This is a genomic window from Xenorhabdus taiwanensis, assembly GCF_036512875.1.
GTDB lineage: Bacteria > Pseudomonadota > Gammaproteobacteria > Enterobacterales > Enterobacteriaceae > Xenorhabdus > Xenorhabdus taiwanensis.
The window spans coordinates 2,359,506-2,373,918 of sequence record NZ_AP028978.1 but is presented as its reverse complement, the minus strand read 5'-3'; the positions used below and the strand labels follow the sequence as shown (position 1 = coordinate 2,373,918).

General features: G+C 46.2%; 15 protein-coding genes and 1 pseudogene. 3 read left to right on the top strand and 13 right to left on the bottom strand.

Annotated features, from left to right (window positions below):
* Positions 1-320 precede the first annotated feature (320 nt).
* Positions 321-1,018 (top strand): IS1 family transposase gene (locus tag ACE1SE_RS10620; protein WP_374050866.1). Its coding sequence is split into 2 segments (ribosomal slippage): positions 321-570 and positions 570-1,018, totalling 699 coding nucleotides; the frame shifts between segments, so codons are not numbered across the junction.
* 57 nt (positions 1,019-1,075) lie between these two features.
* Here the strand turns inward: ACE1SE_RS10620 and fliR are convergent.
* The 13 genes from fliR to fliF all read right to left on the bottom strand — a co-directional run bounded on the left by fliR (position 1,076) and on the right by fliF (position 12,371).
* Positions 1,076-1,858 (bottom strand): flagellar biosynthetic protein FliR, encoded by a 783-nt coding sequence (gene fliR, locus ACE1SE_RS10615; RefSeq protein WP_374050865.1) that lies wholly within the window; start codon positions 1,856-1,858, stop codon positions 1,076-1,078.
* A gap of 2 nt (positions 1,859-1,860) precedes the next feature.
* Positions 1,861-2,130, bottom strand: a complete 270-nt coding sequence (gene fliQ, locus ACE1SE_RS10610) for a flagellar biosynthesis protein FliQ (protein WP_047767907.1) — start codon at positions 2,128-2,130, stop codon at positions 1,861-1,863.
* Positions 2,131-2,183: 53 nt separating this feature from the next.
* Positions 2,184-2,921, bottom strand: coding sequence for a flagellar type III secretion system pore protein FliP (gene fliP / locus ACE1SE_RS10605; RefSeq protein WP_374053647.1), 738 nt, complete (start codon positions 2,919-2,921; stop codon positions 2,184-2,186).
* A 46-nt stretch (positions 2,922-2,967) separates the two neighbouring features.
* Positions 2,968-3,465, bottom strand: coding sequence for a flagellar biosynthetic protein FliO (fliO, locus tag ACE1SE_RS10600; protein ID WP_374050864.1), 498 nt, complete (start codon positions 3,463-3,465; stop codon positions 2,968-2,970).
* 2 nt (positions 3,466-3,467) lie between these two features.
* Positions 3,468-3,875, bottom strand: a complete 408-nt coding sequence (gene fliN / locus ACE1SE_RS10595) for a flagellar motor switch protein FliN (RefSeq protein ID WP_374050863.1) — start codon at positions 3,873-3,875, stop codon at positions 3,468-3,470.
* Positions 3,868-4,875: a flagellar motor switch protein FliM gene (gene fliM / locus ACE1SE_RS10590; RefSeq protein WP_374050862.1), complete on the bottom strand. Its 1,008-nt coding sequence runs from the start codon at positions 4,873-4,875 to the stop codon at positions 3,868-3,870. The genes fliN and fliM overlap by 8 nt, the downstream gene beginning before the upstream one ends.
* A 5-nt stretch (positions 4,876-4,880) precedes the next feature.
* Positions 4,881-5,357, bottom strand: a complete 477-nt coding sequence (gene fliL / locus ACE1SE_RS10585; protein ID WP_374050861.1) for a flagellar basal body-associated protein FliL — start codon at positions 5,355-5,357, stop codon at positions 4,881-4,883.
* A gap of 214 nt (positions 5,358-5,571) precedes the next feature.
* Positions 5,572-7,026: a flagellar hook-length control protein FliK gene (locus ACE1SE_RS10580; protein ID WP_374050860.1), complete on the bottom strand. Its 1,455-nt coding sequence runs from the start codon at positions 7,024-7,026 to the stop codon at positions 5,572-5,574.
* Positions 7,023-7,469: a flagellar export protein FliJ gene (gene fliJ / locus ACE1SE_RS10575; RefSeq protein ID WP_189759190.1), complete on the bottom strand. Its 447-nt coding sequence runs from the start codon at positions 7,467-7,469 to the stop codon at positions 7,023-7,025. Before fliJ ends, ACE1SE_RS10580 begins: the two co-directional genes overlap by 4 nt.
* 139 nt (positions 7,470-7,608) lie before the next feature.
* Positions 7,609-8,973, bottom strand: a complete 1,365-nt coding sequence (fliI, locus tag ACE1SE_RS10570) for a flagellar protein export ATPase FliI (protein WP_374050859.1) — start codon at positions 8,971-8,973, stop codon at positions 7,609-7,611.
* Positions 8,973-9,677, bottom strand: coding sequence for a flagellar assembly protein FliH (gene fliH, locus ACE1SE_RS10565; protein WP_374050858.1), 705 nt, complete (start codon positions 9,675-9,677; stop codon positions 8,973-8,975). Before fliH ends, fliI begins: the two co-directional genes overlap by 1 nt.
* Complete coding sequence (gene fliG, locus ACE1SE_RS10560) at positions 9,670-10,662, bottom strand: flagellar motor switch protein FliG (protein ID WP_374050857.1); 993 nt, start codon at positions 10,660-10,662, stop codon at positions 9,670-9,672. The genes fliH and fliG overlap by 8 nt, the downstream gene beginning before the upstream one ends.
* On the bottom strand, positions 10,659-12,371 hold the full coding sequence (fliF, locus tag ACE1SE_RS10555) for a flagellar basal-body MS-ring/collar protein FliF (RefSeq protein WP_374050856.1): 1,713 nt from the start codon (positions 12,369-12,371) through the stop codon (positions 10,659-10,661). Before fliF ends, fliG begins: the two co-directional genes overlap by 4 nt.
* Before the next feature lie 239 nt (positions 12,372-12,610).
* On the opposite strand from fliF, the gene fliE reads away from it, so the two are divergent.
* The gene (fliE, locus tag ACE1SE_RS10550) at positions 12,611-12,922 is read left to right on the top strand and encodes a flagellar hook-basal body complex protein FliE (protein WP_374050855.1); all 312 of its coding nucleotides are present in this window, start codon (positions 12,611-12,613) and stop codon (positions 12,920-12,922) included.
* Positions 12,923-13,986: 1,064 nt separating this feature from the next.
* Positions 13,987-14,289 (top strand): annotated as a pseudogene (locus ACE1SE_RS10545) (IS1 family transposase); the annotation flags it as partial.
* Positions 14,290-14,413: the final 124 nt, after the last annotated feature.

The following is a 14,413-nucleotide window of genomic DNA, read 5'->3' as shown; positions in this document are numbered from 1 at the left end:
ATTTGTTGCGCCCATCTGAAAATAAATTAAATACTGCCTATGACTATTTTTTCGTGAAAATGAACTGATTATAGGATTTTTGATGGATTTTTGTGCTAAATTAGCACTTGATAGTAACATTTTAAAATTAAATTAACTGAAATAAATACCAACTGTCGATATTTTTTGTTTCTAAAATGTTAATTTTAAGTGCGAGTGCTATGGTAGATGGTTGAAGAAGAATATCGGGGTAAGGTGGAAGTTATCCCGCCAGATTGGGGTCATGCTCCCAATGATTAGATCTTGTGATAAACTCCCTGCTTTTTATTATGGGGTGAGAGATGGCTAAAGTTGATGTGGTTTGTCGTTACTGTCATAAAACAGAAGAGGTTAAAGGGCATGGAAAAGGGCGTACTGGTCATCCCCGCTATCACTGCTATGCCTGCCGTAAAACCTTTCAACTGAATTATGCCTATCAAGCCTGTTATCCCGGCGTGAAAGAGCAAATTATTGATATGGCAGTGAATAACTCCGGTGTCAGGGACACGGCTCGGGTTCTGAAAGTCGGCATTAACACCGTCATTCGCACATTAAAAAACTCACACCAAGACAAGTGACTACGCTGCCGCTTGCGGGCAGTGAGATTCATCTTGTCTGTGAAATAGATGAGCAGTGGTCATTTGTCGGTAATAAGAAAAATCAACGCTGGCTCTGGTATGCCTGGGAGCCGAATAAGAAACGGGTAGTGGCACATGTGTTTGGGGATCGCAGCAGGAAAACATTGAAAAAGCTGCTGGCACTCTTGTCTCCTTTTACTATCCGGTTTTACTGTACAGATGATTATGCCGTTTACGATTACCTGCCTCAGGAAAAACACCTCACGGGAAAGAAATTTACCCAACGTATCGAGAGAACAAATCTTACGCTTCGTATCCGGATAAAGAGGCTGAATAGAAAAACAATAGGTTATTCCAAATCCGAAGAGATGCATGACAAAGTGGTAGGTACGTTCATTGAACGTGAATACTATATTTCATAACAGATCTAATCATTGGGAGCATGACCCAGATTGGCGGGGTGAACAGAAAAATAGCAGCTACAGTACCAGTTCATGAATGATTATTGCCAAATGGTCAAACATTTCCCCAAATAATCGCTCAGTGAATGGCACTAATGTTGGAAATAACAGGGAAAGCGTGAAAATCCCTACAGTCAGAGTCAATGGAAAACCGACCACAAATACAGAAAGTTGTGGTGTCATCCGGTTTAACATACCCAGGGAGAAGTTCAGAACTAAAAGTAAGGTAATCATTGGCATTGCCAGCATCATGCCATTGATAAAAATCAGGCTGGCACTTTGGGATAGCAATAAGAAACCTCTTGGATTCAATTGGGCTGATTGAATGGGAATGGAATAAAACGTATCGGCCAGAATTGATAATAGCCACAAATGTCCATCAAGAGCCAGGAACAGCAACATCATCATCATGTTGAGGATGCGGGCTAAGATAGGCATATTCGGGCCACCAGTAGGATCAAAAAATGTGGCGAATGAAAGTCCCATTTGTAAGCCGAGCACTTCACCTGCGTGACGTACTACGGCAAAAGCGATCTGCATGGTCAGTCCCAAGGCCATACCAATCAATATTTGTTGTATCAAGACCCAAATTCCGGCAACCGAAAAAATCGGAATTTGCGGGGAGGGAAGGGTTGGAACGAGTAACGCTGTGATCGCTAAGGCCAAGCTAATTTTAACTTTTATCGGTATCTGTTTTTCACTGAAAACGGGTGCGGTGCTGAACAAGGCCAGCAGGCGCACCAATGGCCAGAAAAAATCGCTGACGAGGCGAGAAAGTGTTTCGCTATCAAACGGGATCATAATTAACCGATAATAGCCGGAATACTGCTAAACAGAGTGCGCATGTAATCCAGCAATAAATTTAACATCCATGGTCCGGCAGTAACGATAGTCACGAAGACGGCCAGGATTTTTGGAATAAACGATAAAGTCATCTCGTTTACCTGAGTTGCCGCCTGTAATAAGCTGATGATTAAGCCACTGATTAAAGCCGATAAAAGAGGAGGTGCGGCCAGTGCTAACGCCACTTTCATTGCCTCAACACCGAGGGCCATTACCGATTCTGGAGTCATAATTTCCTCAACCCGCTTTTTGCTCTTTATTCCAATAAGATTTAGGTCTTACGCTAAACATAAAAACTTTGTGCCAGTGAACCCAGCAAGAGTTGCCAGCCATCTACCAGAACAAACAGCATAAGTTTGAACGGCAGTGAAATGGTCGCAGGTGGAACCATCATCATCCCCAACGCCATCAGGACACTGGCAACAACCAGATCGATGATCAGGAACGGAATGAAGAGCGTAAAACCAATCTGGAACGCGGTTTTTAATTCACTGGTAATAAACGCGGGAACGAGCACGCGCATTGGAACAGCATCCGCGGTTTCAAATGCGCCCTGATCGGCAAGACGGGCAAACAGTGCCAGATCATTTTCCCGTGTCTGACGTAACATGAATTGGCGCAAAGGCTTGGCTCCCTGATCCAGTGCGACTTCCAGAGTGATTTTATCCTCACTGTAGGGCAGGTAAGCATTTTGGTAAACTTTGTCGAATACTGGCGCCATAATGAAAAAAGTCATAAACAATGCCAGACCTAACATAACCTGATTAGGCGGGGCAGAAGGCGTTCCCAGCGCATTGCGCAGCAAACCAAGTACAATAATGATACGGGTAAAACTGGTCATCATTAGTAGCGCTGCGGGAATGAACCCCAGTGCTGTGATGAAAATCAGGGTTTGGACTGGCAATGACCAACTTTGTCCGCCATTGGCTAAGGGCTGGCTGATGATACCAGGAAACTCGGCAGCCGCGCTCATGGGGAACAGTGGCAGCAGGAACGCCATAAACAGAGTCGTCAAACGCATTGGAGAAAGCCGCGAGACAAATTTTTTGCCTGTCATAAAAAAAACGCTATTTTTCATCATCGTCCTTGTTATTTTTGCTTTTTCGCTGGAGTGTATTTTTTAGCATCTGACCAAATGGCAACGACTTGAGCGCGGTTTCCTTGTCCATGTTGTCAGGGGGAGTAGGCATTTGATGCAGCATATTAATCTGTTGGGATGTGACTCCTAAGACCAGCCAGTTATCTTCAACTTCTACCACAACAACCCGTTCTTTTGGCCCAAGGGAGCAACTTGCCTTAACGTTTAGCAAACGATGATTTTTGCCTTTAGCAGGGGAAAAACCCAAACGGCGAACTAGCCATGTGATGAAGAAAATTAGCAATAAAATACCGCCAAGAGCACTGCTGACTTGCATCAGTGTTTGACTGGCTGGTAGGGGATCACTATTGCCTGTTTGTGTGATCGTATTCACATGGGCATAGCTAGCTGCTGTGTTAACAGGTGCAGCATCAGATGCCGCACCCTGTTGAAAAGAAATATGAACGGAAGGCTGGTTCGCCATCATAGTTAACGACTCAAGCGGCGCATGCGCTCAGAAGGGGTGATGATATCTGTAATACGAATACCGTATTTATCGGATACGACAACCACTTCTCCCTGCGCGATCAAGTAACCATTAATCAGAATATCCAATGGCTCTCCCGCCAGACCATCAAGTGGAACAACTGAGCCTTGTGACAGTCTCAACAGTTGTTTGATGGTCATTTTAGTACGGCCTAGCTCGACAGAGAGCTTGACAGGAATATCCATGATCAAATCAATATCGGAAAGCTGGGCTAACGCATCCTGCATTTCCAGATTTTCGAATATTGACGCGCCGCCGTCAGAGGTTTGCTGTGCGGCCTGTTGTTCCAGCGCTTCTGCCCACATATCTTCAGTCGAGCTGGTATCTGTGGGTTGTTTAGCATCACTCATTGGGCTTTTCCTCATCCAGAGCAGTTAAAACAGGATTAATCAGGTGTTCAACACGCAGGGCATATTGCCCGTTTAGTGTTCCATATTGACTGGTGAGCACAGGCACACCATCAACGTGAACGATCAGGCGTTCAGGTTTTTCAATCGGCAAGATATCGCCTCTTTTCAATTGAAGGATTTTTGACAGCCGCAGAGGAATATCAACAAAGTTCGCCACCAGCTCTAATTCTGAATGTTGAACTTGCTTCACTAAACTCTCACGCCACTGGCTCTCTTCCTGACGCACATTTTCCACAGGGGGATTGGTCAGGCGCTCGCGCAGAGGCTCGATCATGGCGAATGGAATACAGATATTGAATTCCCCGGTCAATGCACCGATCTCCACTTGGAACGGAGTAGTCACCACGATGTCATTCGGTGAAGTAGTGATATTGGTGAATTTCACCTGCGTCTCGGAACGTACGTATTCCACTTCAAGTTTAAAGATGGAATCCCAAGCGTCACGATAGGCATCCAGTGCCAGTTTCAGCATCCGGTTGATGATCCGTTGTTCGGTATAGGTAAATTCCCGACCTTCCACTTTGGTTGGAAAACGGCCATCACCCCCAAACAAGTTATCAACGGCGATATAAACTAAGCTGGGTTCAAAAGCGAATAGTGCAGTTCCCCTCAATGGTTTCAGGTGAACCAGATTAAGGTTGGTTGGCACGGCCAGATTGCGGGCAAATTCGTGGTAAGGCTGAACTTTGATAGCACCGACTGTAATATCTGGGCTACGGCGCAGCATGTTAAACAGCCCCATCCTGAATTGGCGGGCAAAACGTTCGTTGATGATTTCCAGTGACTGCAAACGTTCGCGTACAACACGACGTTGTGTATTGGGATCGTAAGGGCGAACCTCACTTTCTCGGGACGCAGTTTGTTCTACGTCATCAGCAGAGGCACTGTCACCATTGAGCAGAGCGTCGATCTCTGCTTGTGAAAGAATATTGTCACTCATTGTGATTATCGCAGAATAAACGTGGTAAACAACACATCGGTGATTTCCTGATCGGGTTCACCGGGTATTAGTGTCGGGTGTAGTGTCTGTTTGATATCTGCCACCAAATGCATTTTGCCGTCATCTTTTGCCAGATCAGCAGCTTTCTGACGAGATAATAACAGCAACATACGACTGCGAACTTCTGGCAGATATTCATGGAAGCGCTGACGGATTTTCTCGTCAGTCAAACGCAATGTGATGCCAACGTACAGAACACGATCGAAATGCTCTTCGTTGTCGATCAAATTGACGGTAAAAGGCTCCAAGGTCATAAATACGGGGGCATCAATGGCTTTGGTTTTTTCTGTACTGTTATTGGCTGACTGATTCATTACCCACCAGCTATACCCTCCGATGGCAACACCAAGAACAGCAATCAATACTAACAGTATCATCCAAATTGGATTTGTGCGTTTATGCTCGTAGCTATAATCAGACATGGACAGATAAATTCCTGTTTTCTGTTGCGAATAAGTCTCCGCGCATTCCGTGGCGAAGCCCTTATCCATCAAAATCGAGATCAATTATCCCGCGTCTTTGTTTCGGCAATGGCTGGAACAAACGGGGAAAAAACCATTAACTCACACGTTTGTTATCGACCTGTTTTCGTTTTATCCGATGTCTCACGAAATTAGGCTAATGTTTAGGTGGTAATTAGGCAAAAATATCAATACCTCCTCTGGCCGAGGTGAGTTGTTGAGGTGTCACCCTGATGGCTGATACAGAGGAGGCTGTGATCCCGGTTGCAGCTACTAAATCAGACTCTTGCGTTTCAGCATGGGAATCAGAATTGCTGTTCGGATTATTAGCAAAATACGCTTGTTGACCGTTTCCTTGGGCATCACTGTTGACACTGCTTTGTGCCAATTGAATGCCGTTTTCAGCCAATGCATGGCGTAACCCTGGTAATGCCGCTTCCAGAGCCGCACGAACATTCTGGTGGGCAGAAACAAAATGCAATTGTGCTTGATTGTCTTCAACACTCATGCGGATGTGCAATGCTCCCAGCTCTTGAGGATGTAAGCGAAGTTCTGCCTGTTGCAGACCGTTACGGTTAAAGAACAGTACATGTTGATTGAGCTGTTGCTGCCACTCTTCGCTGCCAAGATGAGCATTTAATAAAGGTGTCGTGAAAGGTGTAGTGGTACTGTTAAGTTGAAACTGTCCCGCTGGAGGCTGTCCGGCTGAAAGCAGGGAAGGGGTTGCCAATACAGCAGGTGAGTCGATAGAAGCTGCTTCTGCCGTCGAAGATGACAATGCAGGCGCTGCCTGAATTGCCATCTGGAGCAGATTGGGATCTTTGTTATTACCTGAAACTGGCTCTTTGAACAGGATCTTGCCAGATTCAACCTTATTATTGGTGGCAAGGCTATTGGTAGTCAGTTTGTGTTGTCCGGCGAGTGGCGCTAATTCTGATTGAAGGTTGACAAAACTCTCTGTCTTATTGTTCAGAGGGGGCGCTGCCTGTTTAGCCGAAAGTGGAATGTCTTCACCTGGCTCACCTGTTTTAGACAGTTCAACAAAATTGCTGTCAGTTAATCTGCTCTCTTTGGCGTTGCTAACCAACAGTGTATTAGCAGGGCTGTTTTTACTATCCAGCCAGGCCCTTACCGGCAATGCATCTTCTGGTGAAGAATTTTCCAGCAATTTATTTTCTAACGATTCACTGTCCATCAAACCCTGTGAGTTTTCAGCAAGAACAGCGGAATTTGTCTGAGGAGTCAGTAGTCCAGCAAGCTGGATTGGTATCGCCGCACTTAATGCTTCGGCCGATAAGAGATCTTCATCTTCTAATACAGCAGATTTGGCACTGTTTTCTTGCAGTGCCGTTTCTACCGATGATTTATCCTTGACCATACTGTTATCTGACACAGCTGCCACTTGCGGCCAGCCGCTTTCTGCTGTTTTATCAACGGTGAGTTTCTCCTCTTTCACACTATTTTTATCCACCTGAGTAGTGGGCTTCCGCATAGAGGCTGTTTCTGCATTGAGAAGTTGGCCAAATTGAGAAGAATGGTTACCGATCACGGTATTATTTAAAGTTGGCTGACTTTTATCCGTACCTTTGTCCGTGAATTTTAAATCAGTAGGCAAAAGAGTGAGATTCATTGTTTCATTCTCCGTTGTGCACCGCGTTGCGCGTACTCGTCCATTTGTTTTTGCTCCATGCGATTTTGGTGTAACTTCAAATTATGCTCAGCCCGCTGTTGCAGTGTGTCGAAGGCATTCAGGCGTTGCTGTTTTTCCTGCCATTGTGACATGGCTTGTTCAAGACGCTTTTTCCATTGGTTGAGTTGTAATCTGTGCTGTTCAATTGCCATTTCCAGCGTTTTCATAAATTGCTGATAATTTTGCCAAGTAGAGCAGGACATACCATTGCTGAGCGTGTCATTCAGACGGGTACGATACTCATCCTGATAATTCATTAACGCCGTGAGTTGTTGCTCCATTTGTTGGTGACTTTGCCGAATCTGCGCAAGTTGCGATGCCGCTTTTTCTGCCGCATCCTGGGCAAGTTCACGCAAAGTCATGAGAGGGGAGTGTTGTTGCATGGATTTCCTCGTATTAATCACCAAACAGACATCAGCGTTACTGAGTGACATCAATAGTAAATTTATATCGGCACCGTATTGATAAATGTTATACCTCTTGGCAAAAGTATTTTTTAGTTAAATTCCCACAGAAAAAATATTATGTTGGCAATAATTGTTGAAGCTGAATGCTGGCTTCATCGTATTCGCTGCGCTCATCAATGCCTTGTTGCAGGAATTGAGCCATATGAGGATAAAGCTCAATCGCCTTGTCAAGCAGAGGATCACTGCCCGCCGCATAAGCCCCAACGTTGATCAAATCTCGGTTGCGTTGGTAACTGGAAAGCAACTGTTTGAAATGTTGTACTCGCCGATAATGGGTATTATCGATCAACGCAGTCATAGCACGACTGATAGAAGCCTCAATATCAATAGCCGGATAATGACCAGATTCCGCCAGCGAACGTGATAGCACGATATGACCATCCAGGATGGCTCGTGCAGCATCAGCGATCGGATCTTGCTGGTCATCACCTTCTGTCAACACGGTGTAAAATGCAGTAATGGAGCCGCCATCACTGACACCATTACCGGCTCTTTCCACCAGTGCCGGTAACTTGGCAAATACAGAAGGGGGGTAACCTTTGGTTGCCGGTGGTTCTCCGATAGCCAGTGCAATTTCACGTTGTGCCATGCTGTAACGGGTCAGAGAATCCATGATCAACAAAACATGTTTGCCTCTGTCCCGGAAATCTTCGGCGATACGCGTTGCATAAGCGGCCCCTTGCATCCTCAGCAAAGGTGAAACGTCGGCGGGAGCGGCAACGACGACCGAGCGTGATAATCCCTCTGTGCCCAAAATATTTTCGATAAAGTCTTTAACTTCACGACCACGCTCACCAATTAATCCCACAACGATCACATCGGCTTGGGTATAACGCGCCATCATGCCAAGCAGCACACTTTTACCGACACCGGAGCCGGCAAATAAACCCATACGTTGCCCACGTCCCACTGTCAGCAGGGCATTGATGGCACGAACGCCAACATCCAATACATTACTGATGGGGGTTCTTTGCAGGGGATTAAATGGCGTTGTTGTCAAGGGGGCGCGATAACCTGTATCGGGGGCAGGTAAACCATCAAGGGGGCGGCCTGCACCATCCAGAACTCTGCCGAGTAATTCCGCTCCCAGAGGCAGGCGGCGTCCGGCTCCCGTATCTTCGCCATAAGAACGGGCATAGACGCGAGCGCCCGGTACAATACCTTCCAATTCTTCCAGTGGCATCAGCAACAGTTTTTCGCCATTGAAACCGACGACTTCACTTTCCACTTCTTCAATGGTGTTGCCATTTTGGCGTTCTATCAGGCAGGTAGCACCGAGAGGCATATGTAAGCCAGTGGCTTCCAGTACCAAGCCTGTGGCGCGAGTCAGGCGCCCATAGCGACGTACCTTTGGTGTTTTTTCCAGCCGCTTTTCTAATGAATCCAACGTTGCCAGCCAGCGACCCAATCTTGCCGTCATCACAATTCTCCCGGTGCTGCCAGACGACACATTTCATGCCAGCGGGTAGCTAAACTGGCGTCCATATCCCCTTCATCGGCGCTGACTTTACAGCCGCCTGGATGCAGTTTGTTATCTGCAATTAAACGCCAGCCGTGTAGCGCCAAAACTTCCCCCAGTTGCTGTTCAACCAGAGGAATATTTTGTGGATGGATACGCAATTGGGGTTTGCCGCTGAACATAGGTTCTTGCTGGATAAATTCGCGGATCTGATTTAGCAGGGCAGTGCCATCACAAACCGCAGGCTGCCCCAGAATATGCTGGGCAGCAGTTAATGCAAGTTGCATCAGGCGGGAAGCAATCACGGTATCCAACCCATCCAGTGAATGGCTAAAATCTGTTAGCAAAGTTTTCCACTGATCAATAATAACTTGCTGCTGTTGTTTGGCTTCCTGCAAACCTTGTTCTTGTCCTGCTTGGCGGCCTTCCTGAACTCCTTGTTCATAGCCTTGTATCTGGCCTTCTGCAAAACCCTGCACATGACCAGCCTGACGCGCCTGCTCTTTTAGCTCGTCCAGTATTCTTGCTTGTTCCAGTAGCCGATCTTGTTCGCTTGGTTGCTGTTCTTCATCTATAGGTTCCAGTTTTGCCCGCAGAGTTTCCCACTGAGTCAATTCGCCTGGCTGCCACAGTCGCCAGTTTCCATTATTCGACTTATCAGACATAGGTATCGTCACCACCGTTCAGGATCATTTCGCCACTTTCTGCCAGACGACGAACAACAAGCAGGATGGCTTTCTGTTCGGCTTCCACTTGAGACATCCGCACAGGGCCACGGTTTGCCAAATCATCGCGCATGATTTCAGCAGCACGCTGCGACATATTGTTGAGGAAGTGGTCGCGCAATGCCTGATCGCAACCTTTTAATGCCACCAGCAAGGAATCGGTGGAAACCTCCTGCAACAGACGTTGGATACTGCGATCGTCCACACTGATAAGATTTTCGAACAGGAACATCTCATCAATGATTTTCTGTGCCAGTTCGTTATCGTAGGAACGAACTGCGTCAATGACACCTTCTTCTTGCTGGCTTTTCATCAAGTTGATGATTTCAGCCGCAGTACGAATACCTCCCATCTTGCTGCGTTTCAGGTTCTGACCATCCAGCAGGTTATTCAGTACTTCCGTCAATTCCGCCAACGCGGAGGGTTGTACCCCCCCAAAAGTGGCGATACGCAGCATGACATCGTTACGCAGGCGATCATCAAACAGGGCGAGGATATCGGCAGCCTGACCACGGTTCAAGTGAACCAAAATGGTGGCGATGATCTGTGGATGTTCATCGCGGATCATGTCGGCCGCCATCTGTGGTTCCATAAAGTTGAGGGTTTCGATGCCCGTCGTGGTATCACGGGACTCAAGGATATCCTCAAGCAGGCTGGAAGCTCGTTCTTCGCCTAATGCCTTGATCAGTACATTGCGCAGATAGTCATTTGCGTTGATGCTAAGGGCAGTAAACTGCCCTGCATCTTCTTCAAACTCTGCCAGTACTTCAACCAGTTGCTGATTAGAGACCTGTTTCATTCCCGCCATCGCGACACTCAGTTGTTGCACTTCTCTGGAATTCAGGTGTTTGAACACCTCGGCCGCCTGATCTTCTCCCAGGGTCATTAACATGACGGCACTTCTTTCTGTTCCGGTCAGGCTCATTGTTCGTTACTCATCCATTGACGGATCACCAGCGCGACGACGCGAGGATCTTTTTCTGCAAGTTCACGCAGGCGCTGGCTTTGGAGCTCAACATTGACACGTTGGCGAGCCAGTTTGCGGCGCATTTTTTCATCCAATTCAGCATTGGTTTCTGTTTTCTGTTTCGGCGGGTTCTTTTGCGCTTCCAGCGCAGCTTTTTCCGCGGCACGTTTTTTGGCGATTTGTGGCATGATCATCTTACGCCACAGTAGCCATGCAACCAGTACCAACAGTAACCAACGACCTGCTTCTAACAGTTTCTCCAGTAGAGCAGGGTGCTGCCAGAATGGCAAAGGTTCTATCACTTCGGTGGAGTCATTGAACGGTGTGTTAACCACATTCAGGCTATCGCCACGGTCAGCAGAGAAGCCCATGGCTTCACGAGTCAATGCTTCGATTTGTGATAGCTGTTCTGGTGTCAGCGCTTGTGTTTCAGGGCCATTTTCTCCCTTCACGGTGGCATAGTTGACCACAACCGCAACCGAAAGGCGTTCCACTGCGCCAGCCTGCAATTGGGTATGACGAATGGTGCGATCGACTTCATAGTTAGTGGTTTCGTCATAACGGTTATTGCGGTTGTTGCTTAACATACGCTCGTAACTATTATTTTTGTTAGCGTTACTGCGCTGTTGGTCAGATTTTTCGTCACTGTTGCCTTTGGCATTTGCGTTCGATTTTTCAATGGGTGCACTTGGCGCAGCACTTGGCTGGTTTGATAATGCACCGGGAACTCCACCTACCAGTGGCCCGCCGCTTTGCTCGCTGTTACTGCTTTGTTTAGAACGGACAGCAGCCTGGTTCGGTGGCTGGTTAGGTTTATATTCTTCTGCGGTTTCTTCGCGGCGAGAGAAGTCAATTTGTGCAGTGACCTGTGCATGCACATTGCCACGGCCGACTACCGGTGCCAGAATGGTTTCAATCCGATGCTGGAAACGGTTTTCCACTTCCTGTGTATATTTCAACTGAGTGGTATTCAAATCGCGGCTAGTGGCATCACTTTGTGTTAACAGGCGACCGGATTGATCTACAATCGTGACATTGCTGGCGGGTAAGCCGGCAACACTACTTGAAACCATATGCACGATGGCATTAATTTGTCCTTCATCCAGCACCCGGCCTTGTAGCAACCCCACAGTCACAGAGGCTGACGGCGATTTTTGTTCACGAACGAACAATGAAGGTTTAGGCAGAGCCAGATGGACGCGCGCGCTCTGGACTGGACCGAGCGATTCCACGGTACGAGCCAACTCACCTTCCAGCGCGCGTTGGTAATTTACCTGCTCACTGAACTGGCTGATACCGAATTTTTCTTTATCCAAGAGTTCGAAACCCGCAGCTCCCCCTTTGGGCAGACCTTGTTGTGCCAGTTTCAGGCGAGTCTCATGCACCTTATCAGTAGGTATCATGAGTGCTGCGCCATTCTCGGCAAAACGATAAGGGATGTTCATTTGGGTTAATTGCGTAACAATCTCGCCACCATCCTTATCGCTCAAATTGCTGTAAAGTACCCGATAGTCGGGACTGCGCAACCAGAGAAACAGGGCGACAAAGATAGCGATGGCAGCGGAGCCAGCAACTAATAACGGAACTTTTGGATCAGCTTTTATCCTGCTGATGATAGCGTTGAAGCCTTTATTTTGGTTTTCAACGTCGGTTGTTGCTGCACTCATAGACGATCCTTGCCTTGCTGGTCAACATGAATACTAAAAGCGTGGCGTAACAAAACAGACTCCCCATACGCAAGCGAAAAGATTCTTCCTATTATTAATCCCATCATTATTCGCTGTTCGTACCTCTTTTAATGGCACAATAAGCTTCGAATTTTTACTTCAATTACCCGCTTTAGTTCAGAAAGGCTATGTTACGGTGGCATCACATAATCAATAGGGTAATTTAACGCGAGGTTTTTATGTCAATTCCGGCAATTGAAGGTGTGCTGCAACAGATGCAGGTTCAGGCTTTACAAGCAGCAAACATTGCCAACCCCATGCCAATACAAGGCAGTTTTGCCAGCCAACTGACTACGGCAGTGGAAAAAATAAACCAGACACGCCTGAGCGCAACGAGGCAAGCACAAGATTTCACGCTGGGAGTTCCAGGCGTGGAGCTAAATGATGTCATGGTGAATATACAAAAATCGACCATTTCTCTGCAAATGGGTATTCAGGTGAGGAATAAACTGGTTAGCGCGTATCACGAGATTATGAGTATGCAGGTTTAGACGCTTTCAGTAACATTTAATTGTGCAGCGACAGGATCACGTGATCGAGACCTGACAGGAGTAAGTGATACAGAGCTTGTTGTTGCCATTGGTCCATACCGTTGTGGTTGTCTTTGATGTCCTATTGGGCCTCCTGCTTGTTGAGGACGACTTTGAGTAGAAGATGAAGGCTGAGGTAGTCCAGATGTTCCGGCTCTAGTGCCGATAGACAGTCTTGGATGTAATGAATCTGGTTCTATAAATTCCTCAAGTACGGCCCAATCATCTAATGTTAGAGGATGGGTAGGAGAATTTTGTGTCATGGGCGTATTTGCAACCCCAAAAAGTACACGGAAAAGGTTTCTCCCCTGTATGTGTTCGCGTATGCCTAGCTAAGTCACGCTTAGTTTTAAAGGTATATTTGCAACCCTCAAAAGTACAAGAATGTGGTCTGTTTTCTCCATGGCTTAATTCATGAATTTGACATGCTTATTGAGTAGCAAAAGTTTTCTGACAAATGTAGCAGACAAACGGACCAGCCATAAAAACCTCCATGAATGAACGAATAGATCTTACTCTGGCTACTATCAAACCTATTCCACTCAACAACAAGCGAATAATACTTAACAATTAATTACTACCTGAAACTAAAGTAAATATTTCTGTGTCCATTCCCTGAGTGGCTACAGGAATAACCCATGCTGCCACCCGTTCCCATCGCGTAGCCGATTTGCTTGGATATCCCACGTAGTATGCATTCATTCAATAAAAGCCAAATTAAAGTTTTTCATTTGAAGAAACTATCTATTTATTTCCTGAATGCTCTCGAATTTTTTTAGCCAATATGTTTAAATCCTTATCGGATGCCCGCTTACTATCATGTGATGATATATACCCTTCATATTCATAAAACAACTTGTCCACACAAGATGATATTTTTTAAAACGGTTATTATTTCGGTCACGTATTCAATCCGTTGATGGTGGTATATAATTCCCTTTTTCGGAGAAATTAAATGGCGATGATTGAAGTAAAATATCGATTTTGCCAACGAACAGAATTCGTCAAAAAGCACGGTAAAGACGATGCGGGACATCATCGCTTACATGTTTGGAAGGCGGAGCAAAAAAACGCTTAAAAAGCTTCTGAAAAAATTAGCGCGATTCAATGTTGCTTTTTGGTGTATCGATAAATTTAAAACTGACAATATGTTGCCTGAAAATACACACCTCGTCGGGAAAAGTTTCACGCAACGTATCGAGCGGGAAAATCTTACACTTCGCAACAGAGTTAAACGATTGAACCGTAAAACACTCGGCTATTCAAAATCCCCTGAGATGCATGACAAAGTTATCGGGACTTTTATTGAAAGAGAATACTATCTTTAAAGCAGAACAACGGATTGAATGCATGACCCAAAAAATACGTGATGATAATATCGCCTGTTAATTACCTCATAGAATCAGAATCGCCACTATCATTTGATGGTTAAATTTTTGTTAAAAACCATAT